Genomic DNA, 23,863 nt, shown 5'->3' with positions numbered 1-23,863 from the left:
CTTCTCGCTTGATGCCCTCATGCCTTTAACCGATCTGATGGCGGCCGTGCGCACCGTGGTGTCGCCGGCCGCCGATCGCGACACTGTCCTGCATACCGCTGCCGATCTGCTGTCCTGTCGCCAGGCCGGCGCAGACGAGCTCTACGCCAACCTGTGCGAACGCGAGGCGCTGGGCAGCACCGCCATCGGCCACGGCATCGCCATTCCACATGGGCGCTGCCCCAATCTCACCGAGCCACGCGGCGCGCTGCTGCGACTGGATACACCGGTGGCCTTCGGTAGCGATGAACCGGTGGATCTGATCTTCGCGATGGCGGTGCCGGCGCATTACACCCATCAACACCTGATGCTGCTGTCGGAACTGGCCGAGCGCTTCTCCGATGCGGAATTTCGTCTGCAGCTGCGCGCCGCCCCCAATGCAGATGCCTTGATGGCGTTGCTCACCGACGCACCGCCGCCACAGGCCAGCGCCGCATGAATACCAGCATCACCGCACGCGAACTGTTCGACCAGCAGCGCGACAAGCTGGCGCTGCGCTGGGTGGCCGGCCAGAAAGGCGAACACCGCGAGATCGAGGCTGGCAGCAACAATGCGCGGCGTCCGTCGCTGGCCGGCTATCTCAATGTGATCTACCCCAACAAGGTGCAGATCCTGGGCACCGAAGAGCTGGCCTGGCTGGATTCGCTGGATGCACGCCAGCGCTGGGAGACGATCGAGAAGATCATCCAGGTGCAGCCGCTGGCGCTGGCGCTCAGCAAGAATCAGTCGTGCCCGGAAGACCTGCGCGCGGCCGCGGACGAATCCGGCACGCCATTGTGGATCTCGCCCAAGCGCGGCCACGAACTGCTCAATCATCTGTCCTACCATCTGGCGCGCACGCTGGCGCCACGGGTCACGTTGCATGGCGTGTTCATGGAAATCTATTCGATCGGCGTGCTGATCACCGGCGAGGCGGGATCGGGCAAGAGCGAGCTGGCGCTGGAACTGCTCAGCCGCGGCCATCGTCTGGTAGCCGACGATGCGCCGGAGTTCACCCAGATCGCCCCCGACGTGCTCGATGGCACCTGCCCCGAGCTGCTGCAGGACCTGCTGGAAGTGCGCGGCCTGGGCGTGTTGAATGTACGCGACATGTTCGGCGACACCGCGGTGAAGAAGAACAAGTACCTGCGCCTGATCGTGCACCTGACCCGCCCGATGACCGAGCCCACCCCGTCCGGTTACGAGCGCCTGACCGGCGATTCCGGCAGCCGCCACGTGCTGGATCTGGACGTGCCGCTGATCACCCTGCCCGTGATGCCGGGCCGCAACCTGGCGGTGCTGACCGAGGCAGCGACGCGGCTGCATATCCTGCGCACCAAGGGCATCGACCCGGCGGCGATGTTCATCGCCCGCCATAGCAACCTGCTGGAGCGACGCACGCCATGAGTACCGCGCCCTCCACGTTGATGATCGTGAGCGGGCTGTCCGGCTCGGGCAAATCGGTCGCGTTGAAGACCTTCGAAGATCTGGACTACTACTGCTCGGACAATCTGCCGGTGGAGTTGCTGCCGGATTTCGTGCGCAGCCGCCTGCGTGGTAACCCGCTCGGCGATCAGCGTCTGGCGGTAGGCATCGATGTGCGCAGCCGCAGCGATCTGACACAATTGGCGCAATGGCGCCAGGCCGCGCAGGAATACGGCATCGAGGCACGGCTGCTGTTTTTCGAAGCCAGCGACGAGGCGCTGATCAAGCGCTATGCCGATACCCGCCGCCGCCATCCGCTCAGCCACCTCGGCCTGGCGTTGCCGGAAGCGATCACCCGCGAGCGGCAGTTGACCGAACCACTGCGCGCGCAGGCCGATGCCATCATCGACACCAGCGCGCTCAACGTGCACCAGTTGCGTCGCCGCGTGGTCACTGAGTTCGCGCTCGGCACCAGCGACCGCTTGTCGCTGTTGTTCGAATCGTTCGCCTACAAGCGCGGCGTACCGGCCGAGGCCGACTTCGTGTTCGATGCGCGGGTGCTGCCCAATCCACATTGGGACCCGGAGCTGCGCCCGCTCACCGGCCGCGATGCCGGCGTGCGCGAGTATCTGGACAAGGAACCCGACGTGGTGCGCTACACGGGGCAGATCGTGGACCTGCTCGATACCTGGCTGCCGCGGCTGCGCAACGACACCCGCAGCTACGTGACCATCGCCTTCGGCTGCACCGGCGGCAAGCACCGCTCGGTGTATCTGGCCGAGCGCATGGCGCGGCATGCACGCGAACAGGGCTGGCCGGAAGTGGCGACGTTTCATCGCGAGCAGGATTGAAATCCCGGGAATCGAGAATGGGGATTCGGGAATCGTCAAAGCGGTGCCCCGCAATTCTGCAAGTCTGCAAAAAGTAAGTCGTCGCTACAACCTCGCAGCGCATGCTGGTGCAACTGCCCAACAGATGCGGACTGCAGCGCTCGTTGCAGACAACGCATTGCAGCGCTCGCCTAAACGGCTATTCATCTCGCAACACATCGGTGCCGGCAAACGCTATCGCGCAGTCATGCCGACCTGTTAACGTTTCGGCATGGCCTGTGGCATTCTCCTCATTACTCATCCCGGCATCGGCGCGGCGTTATTGAACGTGGCGACGGGGCTGTTGCGGCATTTGCCGCTGAAGACCGAAGCATTCGATGTACCGCTGGATGCAGACCTGGACGCCTTGCTGCCCCAGGCGTCATCGGCGATGCGTCGGGTCGACAGTGGCGACGGCGTGCTGGTCATGACCGACCTGTATGGCGCCAGCCCCAGCAATCTCGCCAACCGGTTGGCCAAGCTGGGCACGCCGGTTCGCCGGGTGTCCGCGCTGAGCCTGCCGATGCTGCTGCGGGTGATGAACTACCCCGAACAAGGTTTGCAGGAGCTGCCCGCCACCGCGGCGGCAGGCACCCGCAACGGAGCGATCATCGACGATGCTTGAACGCGAACTCATAGTTTCCAACCGACTCGGACTGCATGCGCGGGCAACCGCCAAGCTGGTGCAGACGCTGTCGTCCTATCGCAGCAATGCCACCCTGGCGGCCAAGGGCCGCGAGGTGAATGCCAAGAGCATCATGGGCGTGATGTTGCTGGCCGCCGGCCAAGGCACCAGCGTGGTGGTGCGGCTGGATGGCGAAGACGAAGCCGAGGCCTTGCAGGCGCTGGTGGACCTGTTCGAGCGTCGCTTCGACGAGGACAGCTGAGCATGCGCCACCTCGCGGCTGTGCCGACTGACACACTACGGCCGCGCCAAGGTCGCGCATGAGTCTGCGCTTGCGCGGACACGGTGCCTCGCGCGGCAACGCACTCGGGCGCGCACGCGTGCGCCAGAGCCACATGCTGGAAATCGCCGAGCAGCGCGTGCCCGCCAACCAGGTGGAAACGCAGCTGCAGCGTCTGCATGTAGCCATCGAAGCGGCGCGCACCGAAATGCAACAACTGCGCGACCGCCTGCATGGCGCGCTGGCGCGCGAGGTCGGCGAATTCCTCGAACTGCATGCGCTGCTGCTCGACGACCCGGAGCTGCTGCAAGGTCTGGACGAGTTGATCCGCACCCATCGCTACAGCGCCGACTACGCCTTGCGCGTGCAGCGCGACCGGCTGGCGGCGGTGTTCGACGGCATGGAGGATGCGTACCTCAAAAGCCGCATGGACGATCTGGATCATGTGATCGGCCGCATCCACGCGTTCTTGCACAAGCGCGCGCCCGACCTCAAGGGCGTGGCTGGCGAGATCCTGGTCTGCGACAACGTGGCGCCGTCCGAACTGGCGCAGCTGCAATCGCAGGGCGTGGTCGGCATCGTCACCACTGCCGGCAACACGCTCTCGCACAGCGCGATCCTGGCGCGCAGCCTGCACCTGCCGTTGGTGGTGGGCGTGAGCGATGCGCTGCAGCGCATCGACGATGGCGATGTCTTGATCGTCGATGCCGGTTCGGGCCAGGTGATCGTCGATCCCAAACCCGAACATCTGCGCGACTACCGCGAGCGTCTGCGCGCGCTGGCCAAGGAACAGCGCGAGCTGGGTCGGCTGCGTTCCAAACCCACGCGCACGCGCGACAATGTCGATATCACGCTGCTGGCCAATGCCGAATCGCTGGAAGACGTGGCAAAAGCGCATGCGCTCGGCGCCAGCGGCCTTGGCCTGTATCGCACCGAATTCCTGTTCCTGCAGCGCAACGAGCTGCCCGACGAAGACGAACAGTTCCACACCTATCGCGACACCGTGCTGGGCATGAGCGGGCGCCCGGTCACCATCCGCACGCTGGACCTGGGCGCCGACAAGGCCGACCGCACAGGCCTGACCCTGAGCGACGAAGACAACCCGGCGCTGGGCTTGCGCGGCGTGCGGCTGTCGCTGGCCCGTCCTGCGGTGGCGCAGGCGCAATTGCGCGCGATCCTGCGGGCCTCCGGCTACGGGCCGGTGCGCATTCTGGTGCCGATGGTCAGTGGCCGCGAGGAAATCCAGCTGCTGCGGCGACAGATCAAGAAGCTGGCCATGCAACTGCGCGAACAAGGCCACGAGATCGCCGAGCACATTCCGCTGGGCGCGATGATCGAGGTGCCGGCTGCGGCCCTGGCGCTGGACTGCTTTATCGACGATATCGATTTTTTGTCGATCGGCACCAACGATCTGGTGCAGTACCTGCTGGCAGTGGATCGCAACAACGAGGCCTTGGGCGAGTTGTATTCGCCATTGCATCCGGCGGTGCTGCGCCTGATCGCGCAGGTGATCGCCACCGGGCGCGCGTATGGCAAACCGGTGGCGGTGTGCGGCGAGATCGCCGGCGACCCACGCTTCGTGCCGATGTTGCTGGCGTTGGGGCTCACCGAGTTCAGCCTGCATCCGGCCACGTTGCTGGAAGTGCGCCGTGCAGTGCGCGACATCCACCTGGGCGAGTTGCGCGTGCAAGGCGAAAAACTGCTGCGCGCACGCGACCGCAAGGGCATCGAGAAGTGGTTGGCGGCCGTTGCGCAGGGTTTGCTTCGCTGATAGTACGAAGAAACCTGCTGCGCTCACCGCCAGACGGGTGCAGCCGATGCTCGGAATCCTCCTGTATCGCGCATGGACGCCGGCTCCGAGCGCGCCGGGCTTTCTTCAGCTGACGACGAGCGCTCGCCAGGTTTTTTCAGCCGCTCCAGCCTCAATGCTGCATCGCGCAGGCGATGTTCAAGCGCGTTGCGCGCGGCACTGTATGTTTCGTCACCATGCGCAAGCGATAATGCCGTGCTGACTCAGCACCGCGTCCTGCACTAGGGACGTGTCTACTTTTCAAGGGAGCTGCGCATGGCCGAAGCCGTCCGCCACGACAAGACCGCGCGCCAGCTCCGATTGCTGTCCGACGCATTGGATAGCGGGCGCCTCGGGCCGGTGCGCCGGCTGGTCAATACGCTGGCGCCGGCGGAGATCGGCAACCTGCTCGAATCGCTGCCGCCTGGCAAGCGCGAAGTGGTGTGGGGGCTGGTCGACCCGGAAGACGACGGCGAAGTGCTGCTGCATGTCGGCGACGAAGTGCGCGAAAGCCTGCTGGCCGACATGGACACCGACGAGATCGTGGCCGCGGTCGAAGACCTCGACATCGACGATCTGGCCAATCTGGTCGAAGACCTGCCTGACACCGTCATCGACGAAGTGCTCAAGTCGATGGACCGCGAGAACCGCGAGCGGCTCGAGCAGGTGCTGTCGTACCCGGAGTACACCGCCGGGCGATTGATGAATCCCGACGTGGTGACGGTACGCGCCGACGTCAATGTCGATGTGGTGCTGCGTTACCTGCGCCTGCGCGGCGAGCTGCCCGACCACACCGATCACCTGTACGTGGTGAGCCGGCGCCATCAATACCTGGGCCGCGTGTCGCTGGCCGCACTGGTCACGCATGAGGACAACACGCCGGTCAATCGCTTGATCGACGACGAACAGCCGGCCATCGATGTCGGCGACGGTTCGGAAGAAGTCGCGCGGCGCTTTTCGGATCACGACTGGATCTCCGCACCGGTGGTGGACGACAACAACATCCTGCTCGGCCGCATCACCATCGATGACGTGGTCGACATCATCCGCGAACAGGCCGAGCACCAGGCCATGAGCGCGGCCGGTCTGGACGAAGACGAGGACATGTTCAGCCCGGCGCGGCGCGCATTCCGCCGCCGCCTGATCTGGCTGGGCATCAACCTGTGCACTGCGTTCCTGGCCTCCAGCGTGGTCAGCAAGTTCGAAGGCACCATCGAAAAACTGGTGGCACTGGCGGCGCTGATGCCGATCGTGGCCGGCATGGGCGGCAACGCCGGCACGCAGGTGTTGGCGCTGATGGTGCGCGGCCTGGCGTTGGGCCAGATCGGCTCGTCCAACGTGATGACGCTGCTCAAGAAAGAGCTGACCGTGGCGCTGATCAACGGTGTGGTGCTGGGCGTGAGCCTGGGGCTGATCGTGCTGGCCTGGTTCCAACAACCGATGCTGTCGCTGGTGATCGGCACTGCGCTGACCTTGAACATGCTCACCGCAGCGTTCGGCGGGGTGCTGGTGCCGGTGACGTTGAAACGCCTGGGCTTCGACCCGGCGCTGGCCGGCGGCGTGATTCTGACCACGCTGACCGATGTGATGGGCTTCTTGAGTTTCCTCGGCCTGGCCACGCTGATTCTGCTGCCGTAGCGCGGGCTGTGCACGTTGGGATGAAACTGCAACACAAAATCGCCGCACCGCGACATGCCAGCGCACCTGCGTGCGGCGATACTGCAGGCATGTCATCGGTTCGGTCAGGAGTGCTGCGTGATTCGTCGCTGCCTTGTTCTTGTGGTCTTCGCGCTGGTGCTTGCCGGCTGCTCCAGCATGGGTGAGCGCCACCACGATGCGCGCCGTGGCCACTTCGTCACCCGCACGCTGGAGATCGAAGGACGGCTGTACCGCTATCAGGTGTTCGTGCCGGCCTCGAAGATGCTGCAACCGCTGCCCATCGTGCTGTTTCTGCATGGCTCGGGCGAGCGCGGCGACAACGGGCGCGATCAGGCCGAAGTGGGCGTTGGTCCTTACCTGAGCGAACACACGGCCGAGTTTCCCGCGTTGGTGGTGCTGCCGCAGGTGCCCGACGACGAAGAGTGGCTGGGCATCAATGCACGCATGGCAATCGCTGCATTGGATGCGACCAGCGCCGAGTTCGCTGCCGACCCGCAGCGCACCTATCTTACCGGCATCTCGATGGGCGGCTACGGCGCCTGGGAAATCGGGCTGATGCAGCCGCAGCGTTTCGCGGCGATCGTGCCGATCTGCGGTGCGCTCAAGGCACCGCGCGATGAGCGCCGCACGCTGTACGTCAGCCTGGTGGCAAAGGAAGCCGACCCGTACACCGCCGCAGTCACCCAGCTCAAGCACGTGCCGATCTGGATGTTTCATGGTGCCAAGGACGATTCGGTACCGCCGCACGACGACCGTGCGCTGTATCGCGCCGCCAAAGGCATCGGCGCCAATGTGCGTTACAGCGAATATCCCGAGGGCAACCACAACGCCTGGGACGCGACGTACGCGGACCCGGCGATGTGGGAATGGATGTTCAAGCAGCGCCTGCGTTGAGCAGGCCGCTCATCGCGCGGATGCCGTCTCCGCTCGATCAATGGTGGTACCCGGTGTCCGCCGTGACCTTGCCGCGGAACACGCGATACGACCACACCGTGTAGCCCAGGATCAGCGGCAGCAACACCACCAGACCGACCAGCGCGAACATCTGCGACGACGGCGGCGCAGCGGCCTGCCAGATCGTGTAGACCGGCGGCACCAGATACGGCCACATGCCCAACACCAGGCCCGCAAAACCGAGTACGAACAACCCCATCGCCAACAGAAACGGCGGCGTATCCGGCCGCCCCGCCTCGGTCGAACGCCAGAGTGCGAACCCCACGAGGGCGACCAGCACCGGCACCGGCATCAGCCACAGATAATGCGAGCCGCTGAACCAGCGCTCCATCACATGCGATTGCAGCGACGGCAGCCATGCGCTGACCAAGGCAATGAAGATCAACACGCTGATGGTCAGCGGCCGGCTCAACTGACGCGCGAGCTGTTGCACATGGCCTTCGGTCTTGAGGATCAGCCAGGTGCTGCCGAGCAAGGCATAGCCGAACACCAGCGCCGCACCGGTGAGCATTGCGAACGGACTGAACCAGCCCCAGATGCCGCCGACATAGCGGTCGTTCTCGATCGGCAAGCCCTGCACCAGCGCGCCCAGGATCACCCCTTGCGCAAAAGTGGTCAGGATCGAGCCGGTGGCGAAGGCATTACTCCACAGTCGCCGCGAGCGCTGCGCCTTGAAGCGGAACTCGAACGCCACACCGCGGAATACCAGCGCCATCACCATCAACAATACCGGCAGATACAGCGCCGACAGAATCACCGCATACGCCTTGGGAAACGCGGCAAGCAGCCCTGCCCCGCCCAACACCAGCCAGGTTTCGTTGCCGTCCCAGATCGGCGCGGCGGTGTTCATCATCAGATCCAGTTGCGCCTCGTCCTTGCGAAACGGCGCCAGGATGCCGATGCCGAGCACGAAGCCATCCAGCACCACGTACATCAGCACCCCGAAGCCGATCACCGCAAACCACGCCACCGGCAAAACACTCGTCATGTCCATCATGCGGCTCCGTCGATCGGTTCATCGGCCGCCGACAGCGGCCGTGCAGGCGTGTGCTCGCCGTGGTCCAGCTGCGGGGCGTCGTGCGGGGTCGGCCCGATCTTGCCGATCTTGACCAGGTACCAGATGCCCCAGCCGAACACGAACGCGTAACCGGCCACATACACCGTGAGTGAGATAGCAGTCATCAATGCGGACTGCGGGCCCACCGCGTCGGCGGTACGCAACAGCCCATAGACCACGTACGGCTGCCGCCCCATCTCGGTGACGAACCAGCCCGACACCAGCGCAATGAAGCCGCTCGGCAGCATCCAGCGCCAGGTCGCCAGTAGCCAGCGCCACTGCAGCAACTTGCCGCGCCACCACGCGAACGCCGACACCCAGGCCACCAGCAACATCAACGAGCCGATCCCCACCATGATGCGGAAGGCGAAGAACACCGGCGTCACCGGCGGGCGATCGGCCGCCGGTACCGAAGTCAATGGCGCGATGCTGCCGTCCAGGCTATGGGTCAGGAGCACACTGCCCAGGCGCGGAATCGCTACCGCGTAATCGTTATGCTCTGCCTGCGCATTGGGCAGCGCAAACAGCACCAGCGGGAAACCCTTGCCCTGCTCTTCGTCATGCCAATGCGCTTCGATCGCCGCGATCTTCATCGGCTGGTGCTTGAGCGTGTTCAAGCCATGCATGTCGCCGACGAAGATCTGCAGCGGCACGGTGATCGCCGCGAAGGCCACCGCCAGCTTGAGCATGCGAAGGCCGGCCTCGCGATGCACGCCGCGATGCAGGTACCACGCACCCACCGCACCCACCACAAAGCAGGTGGTGATGAACGAGCCCAGCGCCATGTGCGTCAGCCGGTACGGGAACGATGGGTTGAAAATGATCTGCAGCCAGTCCTGCGGATGCACGATTCCGTCGACCACTTCATACCCGGCCGGGGTCTGCAGCCAGCTGTTGGACGACAGGATCCAGAACGTGGAGAACAACGTGCCCAGCGCTACCATGCAGGTGGCGAAGAAATGCAGACGCTCGGAAATACGCCCCCACCCGAACATCATCACACCCAGGAAACTGGCCTCCAGAAAGAACGCGGTGAGCACCTCGTAGCTGAGCAGCGGGCCGATCACGCTGCCGGCGATCCGGCTCAACTCCGGCCAGTTGGCGCCGAACTGGAAGGCCATCACGATACCGCTGACCACACCCATGCCGAACGACACCGCGAAGATCTTCTGCCAGAAGAAATACAGCTCGCGCCACACCGGCAGGCGGGTGCGCAGCCAGCGCCATTCCAGAAAGGCCAGCAGGCTGGACAGCCCAATGGTGAATGCCGGAAACAGCACGTGAAACGCGATGACGAACCCGAACTGGATCCGCGATAACAGCAAGGCATCCATGGAGAGCCCTCCTGGAAGGTAAGGAAGCATCCGCGCGCAGACGGCAGGTCAATCGCCACACGACAGTGCGGTATTCGATCGCAACGTCTGCGCTACGGGATCATCATAAGGACGGTCGTGCTCGTTCCCGATGCGACACGGCGTCGCATCTGCGGCAAATTGCCGCGCCTGCGCTGCAACGCGATGCTACGCCTGGCGTGCGATGCAGCACGGATTTCCTGGGCGCGAATGAGATCGCAGCAAGGCTGTTGCAGCAAGCCGCTAGCTCGTTGACCAGTGCACTGAGCGCAGTCGAGCCGAACGTCGACAGCAACCGCGCGCAGGTGCCTGCCGACGACGCGGGCAGCGCCGCCGCATCCCGACGACCGTCACCGTAAGGCACGCAACATCGCAGGCCTACCCTCTTACTTTCCCATCCGAATACAGATGTACTGGAAAACGCTACGGCCGCGCCCGCTCCCAGACCCGCAGGAAATTTCCGCTATACACATCGACGATGCGTTGGATGGGCCAGCCGGCATCCATCATCGCCTGCGTGAGCCTGGGCAGATCCGCACCGCTGCGCATCCCGGTCGGCAAGCTGGAAATGCCGCCATCGAAATCGCTGCCGAAACTTAAGTGTTTCCACGGATCTTCGACAATCCCCATGTCGGCGATCTGTCGGGCGAAGGCTTCGTAATAGCCGATGACAAACGCCAGATCGGCATCCATGTTCGGCTTGCCGTCCGCCAGATAGGAATGCTGCAAAAAGTAAGGCGCCAGAATGACGCTGATGCAGCCGCCGGTCTGCACGATGGCGCGGATCGCCGCGTCGTCGAGCCCGCGGTCGAGATGGCGCGACGGCCGCGTCTGCGCACCACGGGTGATGCTGCGCGATGCGCCATGCGAGGCGAAGGCCGGCACATTGCGGCGCGCGCAAATGGCGCAGGCGTCGAGTATTCCCTGGCTCGACGTATGCGAAAGATCCACCAGCAGTCCCACCTCGATACAGCGCTCCACGACCTCCCTGCCGAACTCCGACAGCCCCGCGCCCTCGATCCCGCGCCACGGATTGAGCGGCGCATAGCCGGACTGGGAGATGTCGGTATGGCTGAAATGATTGAGCGTCACATAGGCGGCCCCGGCCTTGGCAGCGATGCCCAGGCGCTCCAATCGCAGCGCCTGGGTGCGGATGCCGCGTGGACCAAGCATATGCGCGCCTTCCAGCGACAGGATGGCGCAGCAAAGACCCTCGGCCCGAATCGCGCGTAGCTCAGCGGCGCTGCGTGCCAGCCGCATCCGACCGTTGCTTGCCGCCACCACCGCCTCGACATAGCGCTGGTGATCCACCCAGTGTTTCCAGGGATCGAGAAAAGGCGCGCCAATCAGGTTTTCCCATAGCGCGTGGGCGCTGAAACATGCACCTCCGTAACCGCCCGCGAGAAAGTCCGGGCCACTCACATGGTGCATCAGCGGTTGATTGCGACCTCTCGGCGAGGTTTTGAACATCAGCCAGATAATCAGCGAGCGTCGATGCGCTTTCCAGTCGCCCTTCCAAAAATCGTAACCGGCCACGCGCGACAGAAACAGGGAGTCCAGATGCGTGTCGACTGGATAGGCCAGCGCATGCACTGCATCCAGCGTATCCGCGACAGGCAAGGCAGCAGAATTCTCGGACGAAACAGCATTCATGCACGAACCCTGGCAATGACTCCTGAAACAATCAAAGAAGAAGAGCGGGCATCAAAACTACTAGGCAGCTACGTTTTGTTAGCCACTCTAAAACAATGCGTTTTTATCGTTAGTGATTATTAAGTCGATATTCTCTTAATCAACTTGGTGGAACGAACAGCAGCGGCCAAAGGACAGTAACTGAACTGCATCAGCAGATCCAGAAAATCGCCTGTCTGACAGCAAGCAAACCGCAAGATTGCTAGCGTGTTTCTCGTTTCGACGGTGTGCACGAGCGCACTGCGGCCTGTTTCCGCTGCAGCACGATCATGCGCTCCGCACGTGGACCCGGATGGTCACGCCCGGCCACGGACGCGTCGCGCCACTTCGCTGACCACCGCAATGACCGCAGTCAAACCGACCATCGACAGGAACTGCGCACGAGTGTCTGCCGACGAGGCCAGCAGCACGAAGATCACCGCCAGGATCGCCAGCGCCAGCAGGGTCAGAAACGGATACCCGCGCATACGGAACGGCAACGTGATGCCGGCGCGGTCGGCGCGTGCGCGCAGGATCAGCTGCGACAGCAACGAGATCGTCCACACCAGCAGACAGGTGGCGCCGACGATATTGAGCAGCATCGGCAACACCTTGTTGGGATACAGCAACTCCAGCGCCGCCGCCGCGAAGCCGAACAACACGCTGGCGATCACCGCCACCAGCGGCACTTGCTCGCCGCTGGTCCTGCCGAGCAGGCGCGGCGCTTCGCCGCGTTGTGCCAGCGAAAAGATCATCCGCGAGGCACCATATAGATTGGCGTTGAGCGCCGACAACAAGGCCACCACCGCGACCAAGGTAATGGCGGTGGCCGCGCCGGGGATGCGCGCCACCTCCAGCACCGCAGCGAACGGCGAGCTGAGCGCCGCACTTGTCCACGGCACCACCGCCACGATCACGCTGATCGAGCCGATGTAGAACACCAGGATGCGCCAGGCCACGGTGCGAATGGTGCGTGCCAGGCTGCGACCCGGATCGGCGGTTTCCGCGGCGGCCACCGCCACGATCTCGGTGCCACCGAAGGCGAACACCACCACCAGCAACGCCGAGCCGACGCCCACCAGACCCTTCGGGGCGAATCCGCCGTGCTGGGTGAAGTTGGACAGCCCCGGCGACACCACACCCGGCAACCACCCCGCCAGCAAGGCCACGCCGATCAGCAGGAACACAATGATCGCGGCGACCTTGAGGATGGCGAACCAGAATTCGAACTCGCCGAAGTTGCGCACGCCCAGCAGATTGATCGCCGTGAAGGTCGCCATGAACACCACCGCCAGCAGCGGCACCGGCAACGCCGGCCACACCGAGGCGAGCAAGCCTGCCGCGCCGACCGCTTCGGCGGCGATCACCACCACGATCTGCAGCCACCACAACCAGCCCACCGTCGCACCGGCGGTCGGCCCCATCGCATCGGCCGCATACACCGAAAACGCGCCGCTGGTTGGCTTGGACGCGGCCATTTCGCCCAGCGCATTCATCACGATGATCACCAGGGCCCCGGCGATCAGATACGACACCAGTACCGCCGGCCCCGCCGCGTGGATGCCCACGCCCGAGCCCAGAAACAGCCCGGCACCGATTGCCGTGCCCAGGCCCATCATCATCAATTGCCGCGGTTTCAGCGCATGGCGCAACGCGGGCGCGGCGGACGGAGCGTTCTCAGCAACGGGATCGGTCGGAAGCGGCATGGACGGGCTTGAAGAGATGGAATCGCGACACGATACCGCGTCGCGGCGCCTGCCGCGCCTCTTGACGCGGGCCTGGCGAAAGAGTGGACAAGCCAGGCAATCGCGCCTTGCCTCATCGTATCAGCAGGTCGTTCGCACTGGCCTCCAAGTGCGTGACACGCTCCAGACCCGCTTCACTGCACGCAGCTTGTGGACAAATCCGCCGCACGCTGCATGCCGCACACAAAGATCCCCGGGCAAGCCGGGGATCTTTGTCACTGCAACGTCTTGTGGCCGATCATTCCGCCAGGTTCTTGCCGGCACCTGCAGTGGCGATCACCTTGGCCTTGACCTGCGCGGCCGGGGTGATGCTGTAGGTGTAGCCCAGCGGTTCCGGGAACACCTTGGTGGTGATCCAGTTGGTGGCGTTGGCGTAGGGCTTGCTGCCATCCGGCGTGCCCCAGGTGATGCCGCTGCCGACGTAGTTGTTGATCAGGTCCCAGTAGCCGATCTCGCTGCTGTCGCGCGAGGTCACCGGGTTCTTGATGTTCTCGAAGTAGTTGGATTCGATCTTCGCCACGCCGCCCATGCGCACGTTGATGCCAGAGGTGGTGACGTTGTTGAAGTAGTTGTTGTAAATGTGGCTCAGCCCGCGCCGCTGCAGCGGCACGCGCGACTCGACATTCTCGAAGCGGTTGTGATGATAGGTGGTGCGCGCGGCCGAGTTCTTGGTGTCGCTGTCGCTGAATCCATTGAGCGCGACCTTTTGATAGTTGTAGACGTGGTTGTAGGACACGGTGACGTGGTGCACGCCCTTCTTCATGTCGATGCCGCCATCGAAGGACGCATCGCCGGCACCGGAGCACTTGGTCAACGAGGCGAACACGGTGTTGTGATCGACCCAGATTTTGGACGGTGAGCCGCTGGAATTACCTTCCAACGAAATCGAATCCGCATCTTCGCCGCCTTGCAGCAAGCCGATGGTCATGTTCTGGATGATGATGTTGTTGGCGTTGCCCACCACCCACACACCGAAGTTGGCCGCCGAGCCATTCGCGCCCTTGATGGTGACATCGCTCTTGTTCTTGATCTGCACGGTCTTGGCCGGCAGCTTCCACTGCGCGCAGACGTCCTTGATGGTGCTGAAGTCGAACTTGCCGGTGTAATTGAGCACCAGCCCGCCACTGCCGGAATAGCTGTCGATGGCGGCCTGCATCGCTTCGAAGGTGGCGACGTTGACCGGGGCCTTGTTGCCGCCGCCGGTGGTGGCGGCACCGTACCCGACCGGGCCGGCGATGGCACTCGCCGCGCAAGCGGACAGTGCAAGCGCGAGTGCGCCATTGAGTGTCTTGATGATCATGCAGCCTCTCCCAAATAAAATCGAAAAGCGATGCGTGGCGTCGGCGCGAGTGCATCGACGGTGGCAAAGCGGTGCGTGGGGGCCGCATTCTTCGCGCGGTTTAAAACATAAAACAATTATCCATCTCTGAAACTTTGACGCAGCACGGTGTTCTCCTCGCAGGACATGCAAAAGAGACAGCGAGAGACACGCAGGACAGGACACTGCGGTGATGTGCGCGATGTTTTTTCTATGTATGCAAACGCATGCCGACGCTGTGGTTGCTCACACGCGTATTCGACTACGCGTGGTAATGGCAAATGCGTTTTTCAAGCATGCACGCGGATAACAAGGTGCTGTGCGTGGGAAGCAGCACACGACCGCGCTGTCGAAGTTGTCGGCGAAGTTGTCGGCGATATCGACGCGCAGCAGCAAAGCGCTACCGCATGGTCATGCGTGCAGATTGGGCGCTATGACGCGCCGCCTTGCTAGTGATGGTGCGTGATAAGGCATGCGAAGCAAAAGCAACGCAGCTAACGCGCAGTCGGCACGCGAAACGCTAGGGAGTGCCATGCCGAGCACGCTCAAGTTCGCATGCAGGCCCTCACACGCACACACGCCATCAACTCACACAGCGCGGTTGGCCAACACCGACGCGTGCACCAGCTGCTCGCCAGGCCATGGGGTGTGATCGTCGAGGAAGTTGCCGACCAGCCGCATGCAGGCTGCGCGCTCTTCCACGTGCGGCATGTGGCTGGAATTGGCGAACACATGCCACTGCGCGTCCGGGATCAGGCGTGCGTAAGGCTCGACGGTTTCCGGCGTGGCCTCATCGTATTTGCCGGACAGCACCAGCGCCGGCGCGGTGATGCGGTGCAGGCGTTCGATGATGCTCCAATTGCGCAGGCTACCCACCACATGGAATTCGGTCGGGCCGTTCATGGCGTGATAGACGGTGGGGTCGGCATCGATGGCGGCAAAGGTGCGCGCCACTTCTGCAGGCCACGGCAGCAGGCGACACACATGCTGCGCATAGAACGCCTGGCTTGCAGCGCGGTAGGCTGGGTGATCCAGCGTGCCGGCGGCCTCGTGCTCGTCCAGTGCCGCCTGGATGTCTTCGGGCAGGCGCGCGCGCAAGCGCAATGCGGCAGCGCGCCACAAGCCCATCGATGCCGGCGAGTTGGCGATCACCAACGCACGCAGGCCGGCCGGCCGGCGCACCGCATGTTCGGCCGCGAGCATCCCGCCCCAGGATTGCCCCAGCAACGCGTACTGCGACAGCCCAAGCTGGGTGATCAGGGTCTGCAGCTCATCCAGAAACAGCCCCACCGTCCAGAAGCCGGGGTCGGCATTGGGAAGATGGGTGGACTTGCCGTTGCCGAGTTGGTCGTAATGGATGACCGCGCGGCCATTGGCAGCCAGGTCCTTGAAGCTGTCCACATAGTCGTGGGTGCAGCCGGGGCCGCCGTGCAGGACGATCAGCGGGCAGGCGTCACTGCGCAGGTCGCCGGTGATGCGGTACCAGGTACGGTACCCACGGAATTCGACGTAACCCTCAGTGGACTGCATGACCTGCGCCTGCCTACGGCAATGGTGAGCGCTCAGCCTAGCGACCCGGCCCGCGCACGCTAACTGGTAAAACTCTCAGGTTCGTAGCAGTTTCAGATGCGCGGTTGCGCGCGCCATGGTGTATGAACCGTGCGACGCATCCAGTCCGCCGATCGCACGCTGCGATCGATAGCCGCAGGCTTGGTTTACGGCTCCAGCAATCGATAATGCATCCCGCGCACCACTGCCTCGACGCGATTGCGCGCACCCAGTTTGCGTGCGGCCGAGTTCAGATGCAGATTCACCGTGGCGGTAGAGCGATTGAGCGCGGCCGCGATGCTTTTGGCGGTCAGCCCCTTGGCCGAGTACTGCAGGCACTCGCGCTCGCGGCGGGTCAATGCGATGTGGTGACAGCGGCGTTCCTGCGGATCCAGCAGTTCCTGCGCGCGGGCCTGAAACGCGTGTGCCAGTAACAAGAATGGCGACAGCTGCGCTTCGGCCAGCCGTGGTGCCTCGGCCGCAACCGCATCGACCGCGCCGCTGAAGGTCGCGAATGCACCGCCAGGCAAATGCAGGGGCACGGTGACACCGGTTCCCATACCGCTATCGCACAGATAACGCGTCACCTGCCGATGCTGGCCGCCGACATATTCCACACCTTCCTGATTGCCGTCGGTACGGTACGACCACACGAATGGCGTCATGCGCCGCGTCGCACGCTGCTGAACAGGGTCATGTTGGTAGTAACCATGCTCGCACCAGACATGCCGCATGTCGCCCGGCGCGTTGCGCTGCATGAACACCGATGGCGTGATCAGCGCGCCCTCCATACTCAGCGGAACCGGCGCGTAGTCGTAGACCAGCGACTTGAAACCAAACGCACAGACGTCGCGAAACACTCGATCCAGGCAGGCATTGAGCGTATGCAGCGCCTGCAAATCTCGGCCCAGGCTGGCCAGCGTGTCGAACATGGTGGGTCCTTCGATGACAGCAGGTGCCGCTGGACGACATCCAGCATGGAAAACCTAGCACTTTTACCAATGGATGGGCTTGCCGGCCACATTATCGTCACAATGCCGGTCAGCTAGCTGCACCGCAGCATTCATGGACAAGCGCCCCACCGCGCCTGTCGTGCGACCCGGCCTTCCTTTCAGCGGATACCTGCATGACCGACACACCACGCCGCGACGACGCGGCCACGCTGGAACGCTTTGGCTACACCCAGGAGCTCAAGCGACAGCTCACGCTCAAGGATCTGCTGATCTACGGGCTGGTGTTCATGGTGCCGACCGCGCCGTTCTCCATCTTCGGTGGCGTATTCGATATCAGCGCCGGGATGGTGCCGCTGACCTATCTGGTGGGCTTCGTCGCGATGCTGTTCACCGCCTTGAGCTACCAGCAGATGTCGCAGGCGTTTCCGGTGGCAGGCTCTGTGTATGCGTATGTCGGGCGCGGATTGAGCGGCGGCATGGGGTTTCTGGCCGGCTGGGCGATCCTGCTCGACTATCTGTTGGTACCGACGCTGCTGTATGTGGTTGGCGCCAATGCGATGCACAACGTGTTGCCGGCGGTGCCGCAGCCTGCGTGGATCGCGTTTTTCGTGGTGCTCAATACCGTGGTCAATCTGCGCGGTATCGAAACCACTGCGCGGGCCAATCGTTTCTTTCTGTATGCGCAGTTGCTGGTGCTGGCGGTGTTTGTGGTGCTGGCGAGCCTGGCGATCCAGCGCGGCGCCAACGGTGCGCACTGGAACCTGCGTCCGTTCTACAACCCGCAGGCGTTTTCGCCGCAACTGATCTTCAGTGCGTTGTCGGTGGCGGTGGTGTCGTTTCTGGGCTTCGACGCGATCTCCACGCTGTCGGAAGAAACCCGTGGCGGCAACCGTGTGGTCGGGCGCGCCACCTTGATGGCGCTGCTGATGGTGGCCGGCCTGTTCGTGCTGCAGACCTGGCTGGCGGCGCTGCTGCAGCCGAACCTGCAGCGCTACCCCAGTGCACAGGCCTCCAACGATGCGTTCTTCGAGATCGGCCGGCTTATTGCCGGGCCGTGGCTGCAGATCGTCATCGCGCTCACGGTGGCGATCAGCGCCGCGATCGCCAATTCGCTGGTTGCGCAGGCGGCCACCTCGCGCCTGTTGTTCGCCATGGCACGCGACCGTCAGCTGCCGGGGTTCTTGCGCTACATCCATCCGCGTACCGGCGTGCCGCAGCGCGCCATCCTGCTGGTAGCGGGTTTGAGCATGGTGCTGGGCGAAGTGTTCGTTGGCCAGATCGCGTTGCTGTCCTCGTTGTGCAACGTCGGCGCGCTCACCGCCTTCATCCTGCTGCACGTTGCGGTGCTGTGGCACTTCCGTGGGCACGGCCGCAGCCTGCTATTGCATGGTGCGACGCCGTTGATCGGCATCGTGATCCTCGGCTACGTGTTGATCAATGCCGACCGGCACGCGCAGCTCGGCGGCACCGCGTGGATGGCGGTGGGGCTGTTGGTGTTGGCGTTCTTGAAAGTCAGCGGTCGTTCCACCGAGTTTCGCGCCAGCGACGCGTTGGAATAGCGGTCGCGGTCGCGGTCGCTGCCGATGTCGCTGTGCAGTCGGTCAGAAGCGATTGCACCAGACGTTCCATCACGCACCGGCTTCAGGCGTTATCAGCTTTCAGCCGCGCTACGCCATCGCAACATTCCAATTGATCGTCCGCATCGCTACGTGCAGCGGCACGTATGTGTCCGCACGCCGTTACTCCAAGGCGCGGCGTGTGCTGGACGCCTGCGCACGCGTCTTCGCCCAACCATCTCGATGACGCCTTCCAGGCGCGTCACGTCGCATGGTGCGTGCGTGATGAAACACATCGACGCTCCCTAAAGCGATAGTCTTTCTATCGAATATTAATCTCTGAACGAGATTTTCAGCACATATTCAGATGTAAACATTCGCTAGTCTCGTTCGGCGCCACTGATGGCGCCCGCACGCTGCGGCCCCCGCCGCAGCCTGTCGTTCCCTGACGAGTAAGGACTACCCATGAATCGCAAGAATGCGTTGTACCTGGCGCTGTTTTCCGCCCTTTCCGGCTCCGCACTGGCAGCCCCGCCGACCGAGATGGACGCAGCGCCGGTGAGCACTGCGCCGCAAGCGGCCAAACTTGGCGCGGCAACATTGCAATCGGCAAGTCTGCGTGGCGGCATCCTGCCCACGCGCGTGGTGCAACTCACTGCGCCCACCAGCACCGAGATCGGTCGCGTGCGTGAGCGCCGCATTGCACAGGTCAAACATGGGCAGCCTTTGCAGATCGGTTTTTCGCGCGCAGTTGCCAAGCCTTTGGTGAATCTGGGCACGCTCGATTGGCAGATGGCCAATGATGGATCGCGCGTTGCGACCCTGAAGGTCAGCTCTGCACAGGCGGCCTCCCTGCGTGCATCGCTGACACTGCGCGGCGCTGGCGCAACGCCAGGCGATCCGTCCAAGGTGACGCTGCGCTTTGCCGGCGACGACGGCCGCGTGTTCGAGCAATCCGGTGCAAGCTTCGCGGCCGGCGGCAACGACATCGGCTGGTCGCCGACGGTGAGCGGCGAGAATCTGTTGGTCGAACTTTCGCTGCCGGCCGGCCAGTATCCGGAGAACTTCAGCCTGAGCATTCCGCAGCTGTCGCATCTGGATATCAGCCCCACCGCCAGCGCGCGTGACATGATGACCATTGCCATTGGCGAGAGCGATTCCTGCCAGAACGATATCGTCTGCCGTGCCAACCCCACCGCCGGCTTCACCAGTGCGGCAAAAGCGGTGGCACGCATGGTGTTCACCACCAGCCAGGGTTCGTTCCTGTGCACCGGCACCTTGCTCAACAACACCAATTCGCCCAAGCGCAATCTGTTCTGGACTGCGGCCCACTGCATCAGCACGCAAACCGTTGCCAACTCGCTGCAGACCTACTGGTTCTACGATGCGGCCAGCTGCAACGGCAACACCGCCAGCTCGCAGGCGACCACATTGACCGGCGGTGCGTTCCTGCGTCACGCCAATACCACCCGTGACACCGCGTTGCTGGAACTGAAGACCGCACCGCCGAGCGGCGCGTTCTACGCGGCCTGGAACAGCGCGGCGATCGGTGCGACCGGTACCGCGATTGTCGGCATCCATCACCCAGCCGGCGACGTCAAGAAGTATTCGCTGGGCAGCGTGAATGGGCTGAGCACCTCCATCGACGGCAAGAGCCCGCTGTACCGCGTGGTCTGGAACGATGGCGTGACCGAAGGCGGCTCGTCCGGCTCGGGCCTGTTCACCGTCGCCAGCGGTGGTGCGTACCAGCTGCGCGGCGGCCTGTATGGCGGCTACTCGTTCTGCAGCGCGCAGACCGATCCGGACTACTACTCGCGCTTCTCGGACGTGTATTCCAGCATCTCCACCTACTTCGGCCCGTAAGCGGTTGTTGCACGTGGCAGGCGGTGTCTCGCCTGCCACGTGCAACTGCGCTTGGCCTGCGTGCAGCACTTCATCTGCATCGGCTTGATGATGCAGACTTGGCAGCTCGTCCTTCACCTGGATCGGCATGCCCGTTCAACGCAATCGTTATCTAATCGCCGCACTTGCACTGGCGACCTTGTCGCTACAGGTCACCGCCAGCGCAGCCGGCAAGCCCGCCAATCGCGAAGACGTCAAGGCATACGCGCTGCAGCTGTGCCTGGACAACAACTATGCGCGCAGCGGCAAATACACCTCGGATCAGCTGCGCGATCGCTCGTATCTGCTGACGACCTATGCGCTGGACAATGCCAAGGCCGGCGCCACCGACCGCCTGCATCGCTATGTTGCCGAGCAGACGGCGGATTTTTATCGCGCCGAAGTGCCGATGAAGGACGAAGCGCGGCGAGGCCCGTTCAACAGGATCTTTGCGCAATGCATGGGGTTTTATCGTTCGCCTGCGTTGAGCGAGTTCATTGCGCAAACACTCTGACTTGTCTTGCGTCGTCGCACGCCTGACGGGCTCGCGCTAGTCTGATACGGCGCCAACACACTTACTCCATGCTTCGACAGGAGCCGCAATGCCCGCACCTTCTATACGCCGTTCCCGTCGCCAGGTGCTGCGCATCGCGCTGGCTGCGGGCACGCTGAGCATGGCAAGCCAGCTGGGTGCTGCAATCCGCGGCGGGCAGAAGGATGCAGATTCGTCATCAGATCCGCTCTCGCCAGCGCCGTTCCCGGCCAACGGCAGCGTGCTGGTCCTGCTCGGCACCAAGGGCGGGCCAACCCCGTCACCGCTGCGCGCGGCAGCCGCCAATGCGCTGGTCATCGACGGGCAGCCCTACCTGATCGATTGCGGCAATGGGGTTGCACAGCAACTGGCCAAAGCCGGCATCCGCCTGCCTGCGCTGCGCGACATCTTCCTGACCCATCACCACTCCGATCACAACGCCGACCTGCTCAACGTGGTGTGGCTGGCGTGGGCGAGCGGGCTGCAGACGCCGGTGCATCTGTATGGCCCGCCCGGTATCGCAAGGATGGTGGATGCGTTTGTCGAGATGAATGCCATCGACATCGATGCGCGCATTCGTGAGGAAGGCCGCCCACCGTTCAAGCAGCTGATTCAAGTGCATGAGTTCGACCAGCCCGGCACGGTGCTGCAGAACGACCAGGTCACCGTCACCGCCACGCTGGTGGATCACTACACGCTCAAACCTGCATTTGCGTACCGCTTCGCCGCGCGCGACCGCACGGTGGTGTTCTCCGGCGATACGCGCTATCTGCCCGCCTTGGCCGAGTTCGCGAAAGACACCGACATCCTGGTGCACGAGGTGATGTATCTGCCCGCGCTGGAAAAGATGCTAAAGACCAACGATAACGCGCCGACCTTGCTCGACCATCTGCTCAAGAGCCATTCCACCAGCGAGGAAGTGGGCAAGATCGCCGCTGCGGCCAACGCAAAAATGCTCGTGCTCAATCACTTCGTCCCCGGCGGCGACCCGACGATCACCGATGCGATGTGGAGCGAGGGCGCGCGCAAGCACTATGCCGGGCCGATCGTGGTCGGCAAGGATTTGATGCGGTTGTAGCTTGCCAGATGGGCACTACGCCACAACCGGGCTGCGCAGGCCCCCACACGCTTGCGCCAGCTTTGCAGTACGCATCGATAAACGCCTGCTGCGATGGCATCTGTTCCACAGCGCGCTGGATCGGCTGCGCGATGCCGTCCAGCAGGCGATGCAGATCGCGATCGGACACTGCGCGCGCCAGCGGGTGATGCTGCGCAGGGATGATGCCCTGCCCCATCAACACGTGGGTCCAGGAGTCGACGCGAAACAATTCATCGGCGCCTTGCCAGGCATGCGCGCGTTCGCGCCAGGCGCGTAGGCGCAAGGCAAGCGATTCGGGCAGTTCCATCTCACGGCATTGGCGCCATAGCGGTTCGTCGCGCTGGGTGGCGTGGTAATGCAGGATGATGAAGTCGCGCACGTGTTCCATTTCGGTGCGGCTGATGTCGTTGAACAGTTGCACCTGCGAGGGTGCGATGCCGTCTGCGGGGAACAAGCTGATCAAGCGCACCACCGCGGCGATGGTGAGATGGATGCTGGTGGATTCCAGCGGTTCGATAAAGCCGCTGGCCAGGCCCAGCGACACCACATTCTTGTTCCAGGCCTTAAGCCGGCGGCCGGTGCGGAACGGCACCAGCCAGGGATCCTTGAGCGCAGGCGCAGCCGCGTCGCGCAGCAGCTTGGCGTGGGCTTCGTCATCGGAGAGATGGCGACTTGAAAACACCAGGCCGTTGCCGACACGATGCTGCAGCGGGATATGCCAGCGCCAGCCGGCCTCGTGCGCGATCGCGCGGGTGTATGGCACTGGCGGACCGGCGGCTTCTGTCTGCACCGCCACCGCGCGGTCGCACGGCAACCAGTGGCTCCAGTCTTCGTAGCCGGTGTGCAGTGCCTGCTCGATCAGTAAGCCGCGAAAACCGCTGCAATCGATAAACAGATCGCCATCGAGGACCTGCCCGTCTTCCAGCACCAGCGTGGCGACGTCCCCGCTGTCCGGTTGCAGGGTCACTTGCTGGATCTTTCCCTCGATGCGCCTGACGCCAAACGCTTCGCTGCGTGCGCGCAGAAACTTGGCATACAACGCCGCGTCGAGATGGTAGGCGTAATTGACCGCAGGCTCGCGCAACAGTGCGAAGCGATCCACGCGCGAGGCCACGGTTTCCAGACAGTAATCGCCGAACGTGCCAGGCATGCCACGCCGCTGACTTTCCAGCCAGAGGTGATGGAAGGCGCACACCAGCGTGCTTTGCCCGGTGATACCGAACGGATGGATATAGCGCTCGCCCTGGCGACGCCAATGCTCGAAGGAGATCGACAATTTGAAGGTGCCGGCCACTGCGCGCAGAAACTCCTGCTCGTCGATCTGCAGGAAACGATGAAAGGTGCGGATCGGCGGCACCGTGGACTCGCCCACGCCCACGGTGCCGATCTGCTCGGACTCGACCAGGGTGATCTCAAGCAGCTCGCGGAACTGGTGCGATAGCGCGCAGGCGGCGATCCAGCCGGCGGTGCCGCCACCGACGATGACGACCTTGCGAATCCGGGCCTGGGTCACTGCGCACTCCTGTGGGATG

19 protein-coding genes and 1 pseudogene are annotated in these 23,863 nt (G+C 63.7%); 12 read left to right on the top strand and 8 right to left on the bottom strand.

Annotated features, from left to right (window positions below):
- Positions 1–19: 19 nt before the first annotated feature.
- The 8 genes from NDY25_RS17985 (at position 20) to NDY25_RS17950 (ending at position 7,559) form a co-directional block, all read left to right on the top strand.
- Positions 20–478: a PTS sugar transporter subunit IIA gene (locus NDY25_RS17985; protein WP_168959304.1), complete on the top strand. Its 459-nt coding sequence runs from the start codon at positions 20–22 to the stop codon at positions 476–478.
- Positions 475–1,425 carry an HPr(Ser) kinase/phosphatase gene (gene hprK, locus NDY25_RS17980; protein ID WP_006451268.1) on the top strand — a complete coding sequence of 317 codons (951 nt, stop codon included), beginning with the start codon at positions 475–477 and terminating at the stop codon, positions 1,423–1,425. The genes NDY25_RS17985 and hprK overlap by 4 nt, the downstream gene beginning before the upstream one ends.
- Entirely contained in the window at positions 1,422–2,294 is an 873-nt protein-coding gene (rapZ, locus tag NDY25_RS17975) for an RNase adapter RapZ (protein ID WP_168959305.1), read from the top strand. The genes hprK and rapZ overlap by 4 nt, the downstream gene beginning before the upstream one ends.
- Positions 2,295–2,544: 250 nt before the next feature.
- A complete protein-coding gene (locus NDY25_RS17970; protein WP_006451266.1) occupies positions 2,545–2,937 on the top strand; it encodes a PTS sugar transporter subunit IIA in 393 nt (130 codons plus the stop codon).
- On the top strand, positions 2,930–3,199 hold the full coding sequence (locus tag NDY25_RS17965) for an HPr family phosphocarrier protein (protein WP_005913389.1): 270 nt from the start codon (positions 2,930–2,932) through the stop codon (positions 3,197–3,199). The genes NDY25_RS17970 and NDY25_RS17965 overlap by 8 nt, the downstream gene beginning before the upstream one ends.
- Before the next feature lie 58 nt (positions 3,200–3,257).
- Positions 3,258–4,988, top strand: a complete 1,731-nt coding sequence (ptsP, locus tag NDY25_RS17960; RefSeq protein WP_168959306.1) for a phosphoenolpyruvate--protein phosphotransferase — start codon at positions 3,258–3,260, stop codon at positions 4,986–4,988.
- Between the two features lie 294 nt (positions 4,989–5,282).
- Positions 5,283–6,644: a magnesium transporter gene (gene mgtE / locus NDY25_RS17955; RefSeq protein ID WP_168959307.1), complete on the top strand. Its 1,362-nt coding sequence runs from the start codon at positions 5,283–5,285 to the stop codon at positions 6,642–6,644.
- A gap of 54 nt (positions 6,645–6,698) precedes the next feature.
- Positions 6,699–7,559: a carboxylesterase family protein gene (locus tag NDY25_RS17950; protein ID WP_180336584.1), complete on the top strand. Its 861-nt coding sequence runs from the start codon at positions 6,699–6,701 to the stop codon at positions 7,557–7,559.
- Between the two features lie 37 nt (positions 7,560–7,596).
- Here NDY25_RS17950 and cydB read toward each other — a convergent pair whose 3' ends face one another.
- The 7 genes from cydB to NDY25_RS17915 all read right to left on the bottom strand — a co-directional run bounded on the left by cydB (position 7,597) and on the right by NDY25_RS17915 (position 17,242).
- A complete protein-coding gene (gene cydB, locus NDY25_RS17945; RefSeq protein WP_168959308.1) occupies positions 7,597–8,613 on the bottom strand; it encodes a cytochrome d ubiquinol oxidase subunit II in 1,017 nt (338 codons plus the stop codon).
- Positions 8,613–10,010 carry a cytochrome ubiquinol oxidase subunit I gene (locus tag NDY25_RS17940; RefSeq protein ID WP_168959309.1) on the bottom strand — a complete coding sequence of 466 codons (1,398 nt, stop codon included), beginning with the start codon at positions 10,008–10,010 and terminating at the stop codon, positions 8,613–8,615. Before NDY25_RS17940 ends, cydB begins: the two co-directional genes overlap by 1 nt.
- Positions 10,011–10,451: 441 nt before the next feature.
- Positions 10,452–11,681, bottom strand: coding sequence for a membrane dipeptidase (locus NDY25_RS17935; protein ID WP_168959310.1), 1,230 nt, complete (start codon positions 11,679–11,681; stop codon positions 10,452–10,454).
- 335 nt (positions 11,682–12,016) lie between these two features.
- A complete protein-coding gene (locus NDY25_RS17930; protein ID WP_168959311.1) occupies positions 12,017–13,405 on the bottom strand; it encodes an amino acid permease in 1,389 nt (462 codons plus the stop codon).
- 277 nt (positions 13,406–13,682) lie between these two features.
- Positions 13,683–14,744, bottom strand: coding sequence for a pectate lyase family protein (locus NDY25_RS17925; RefSeq protein WP_168959312.1), 1,062 nt, complete (start codon positions 14,742–14,744; stop codon positions 13,683–13,685).
- 606 nt (positions 14,745–15,350) lie between these two features.
- Positions 15,351–16,292 carry a proline iminopeptidase-family hydrolase gene (locus NDY25_RS17920; protein WP_006449225.1) on the bottom strand — a complete coding sequence of 314 codons (942 nt, stop codon included), beginning with the start codon at positions 16,290–16,292 and terminating at the stop codon, positions 15,351–15,353.
- A 185-nt stretch (positions 16,293–16,477) separates the two neighbouring features.
- The gene (locus tag NDY25_RS17915) at positions 16,478–17,242 is read right to left on the bottom strand and encodes a LuxR family transcriptional regulator (RefSeq protein WP_006449226.1); all 765 of its coding nucleotides are present in this window, start codon (positions 17,240–17,242) and stop codon (positions 16,478–16,480) included.
- A 194-nt stretch (positions 17,243–17,436) separates the two neighbouring features.
- Between NDY25_RS17915 and NDY25_RS17910 the strand changes: the two genes are divergently transcribed.
- From NDY25_RS17910 to NDY25_RS17895, 4 genes are all read left to right on the top strand, one after another.
- Positions 17,437–18,822 (top strand): APC family permease, encoded by a 1,386-nt coding sequence (locus NDY25_RS17910; RefSeq protein ID WP_168959313.1) that lies wholly within the window; start codon positions 17,437–17,439, stop codon positions 18,820–18,822.
- Between the two features lie 462 nt (positions 18,823–19,284).
- Positions 19,285–20,682 carry a trypsin-like serine peptidase gene (locus NDY25_RS17905; RefSeq protein ID WP_168959314.1) on the top strand — a complete coding sequence of 466 codons (1,398 nt, stop codon included), beginning with the start codon at positions 19,285–19,287 and terminating at the stop codon, positions 20,680–20,682.
- A gap of 127 nt (positions 20,683–20,809) precedes the next feature.
- A complete protein-coding gene (locus tag NDY25_RS17900) occupies positions 20,810–21,214 on the top strand; it encodes a hypothetical protein (RefSeq protein WP_168959315.1) in 405 nt (134 codons plus the stop codon).
- Between the two features lie 88 nt (positions 21,215–21,302).
- Positions 21,303–22,310 carry an MBL fold metallo-hydrolase gene (locus NDY25_RS17895; protein WP_168959316.1) on the top strand — a complete coding sequence of 336 codons (1,008 nt, stop codon included), beginning with the start codon at positions 21,303–21,305 and terminating at the stop codon, positions 22,308–22,310.
- Positions 22,311–22,338: 28 nt separating this feature from the next.
- On the opposite strand, the pseudogene NDY25_RS17890 reads toward NDY25_RS17895, so the two are convergent.
- A pseudogene (locus tag NDY25_RS17890) lies at positions 22,339–23,844 on the bottom strand (tryptophan halogenase family protein); the annotation flags it as partial.
- Positions 23,845–23,863: the final 19 nt, after the last annotated feature.

This window comes from Xanthomonas hortorum pv. pelargonii (genome assembly GCF_024499015.1).
Lineage (GTDB): Bacteria > Pseudomonadota > Gammaproteobacteria > Xanthomonadales > Xanthomonadaceae > Xanthomonas > Xanthomonas hortorum_B.
The sequence above is the reverse complement of the archived record's forward strand: the minus strand, read 5'-3'. Positions and strand labels throughout refer to the sequence as shown.

What these genes read in the sequence shown, in the direction of transcription:
- NDY25_RS17930 (WP_168959311.1), bottom strand. Translation starts at nt 13,405, where the DNA reads ATGCCGCTTCCGACCGATCCCGTTGCTGAGAACGCTCCGTCCGCCGCG.
- hprK (WP_006451268.1), top strand. Translation starts at nt 475, where the DNA reads ATGAATACCAGCATCACCGCACGCGAACTGTTCGACCAGCAGCGCGAC.
- rapZ (WP_168959305.1), top strand. Translation starts at nt 1,422, where the DNA reads ATGAGTACCGCGCCCTCCACGTTGATGATCGTGAGCGGGCTGTCCGGC.
- NDY25_RS17965 (WP_005913389.1), top strand. Translation starts at nt 2,930, where the DNA reads ATGCTTGAACGCGAACTCATAGTTTCCAACCGACTCGGACTGCATGCG.
- NDY25_RS17950 (WP_180336584.1), top strand. Translation starts at nt 6,699, where the DNA reads ATGCCAGCGCACCTGCGTGCGGCGATACTGCAGGCATGTCATCGGTTC.
- NDY25_RS17900 (WP_168959315.1), top strand. Translation starts at nt 20,810, where the DNA reads ATGCCCGTTCAACGCAATCGTTATCTAATCGCCGCACTTGCACTGGCG.
- NDY25_RS17905 (WP_168959314.1), top strand. Translation starts at nt 19,285, where the DNA reads ATGAATCGCAAGAATGCGTTGTACCTGGCGCTGTTTTCCGCCCTTTCC.
- NDY25_RS17910 (WP_168959313.1), top strand. Translation starts at nt 17,437, where the DNA reads ATGACCGACACACCACGCCGCGACGACGCGGCCACGCTGGAACGCTTT.
- mgtE (WP_168959307.1), top strand. Translation starts at nt 5,283, where the DNA reads ATGGCCGAAGCCGTCCGCCACGACAAGACCGCGCGCCAGCTCCGATTG.
- NDY25_RS17915 (WP_006449226.1), bottom strand. Translation starts at nt 17,242, where the DNA reads ATGTTCGACACGCTGGCCAGCCTGGGCCGAGATTTGCAGGCGCTGCAT.
- NDY25_RS17925 (WP_168959312.1), bottom strand. Translation starts at nt 14,744, where the DNA reads ATGATCATCAAGACACTCAATGGCGCACTCGCGCTTGCACTGTCCGCT.
- NDY25_RS17985 (WP_168959304.1), top strand. Translation starts at nt 20, where the DNA reads ATGCCTTTAACCGATCTGATGGCGGCCGTGCGCACCGTGGTGTCGCCG.
- NDY25_RS17920 (WP_006449225.1), bottom strand. Translation starts at nt 16,292, where the DNA reads ATGCAGTCCACTGAGGGTTACGTCGAATTCCGTGGGTACCGTACCTGG.
- NDY25_RS17935 (WP_168959310.1), bottom strand. Translation starts at nt 11,681, where the DNA reads ATGAATGCTGTTTCGTCCGAGAATTCTGCTGCCTTGCCTGTCGCGGAT.
- NDY25_RS17970 (WP_006451266.1), top strand. Translation starts at nt 2,545, where the DNA reads ATGGCCTGTGGCATTCTCCTCATTACTCATCCCGGCATCGGCGCGGCG.
- cydB (WP_168959308.1), bottom strand. Translation starts at nt 8,613, where the DNA reads ATGGACATGACGAGTGTTTTGCCGGTGGCGTGGTTTGCGGTGATCGGC.
- ptsP (WP_168959306.1), top strand. Translation starts at nt 3,258, where the DNA reads ATGAGTCTGCGCTTGCGCGGACACGGTGCCTCGCGCGGCAACGCACTC.
- NDY25_RS17940 (WP_168959309.1), bottom strand. Translation starts at nt 10,010, where the DNA reads ATGGATGCCTTGCTGTTATCGCGGATCCAGTTCGGGTTCGTCATCGCG.
- NDY25_RS17895 (WP_168959316.1), top strand. Translation starts at nt 21,303, where the DNA reads ATGCCCGCACCTTCTATACGCCGTTCCCGTCGCCAGGTGCTGCGCATC.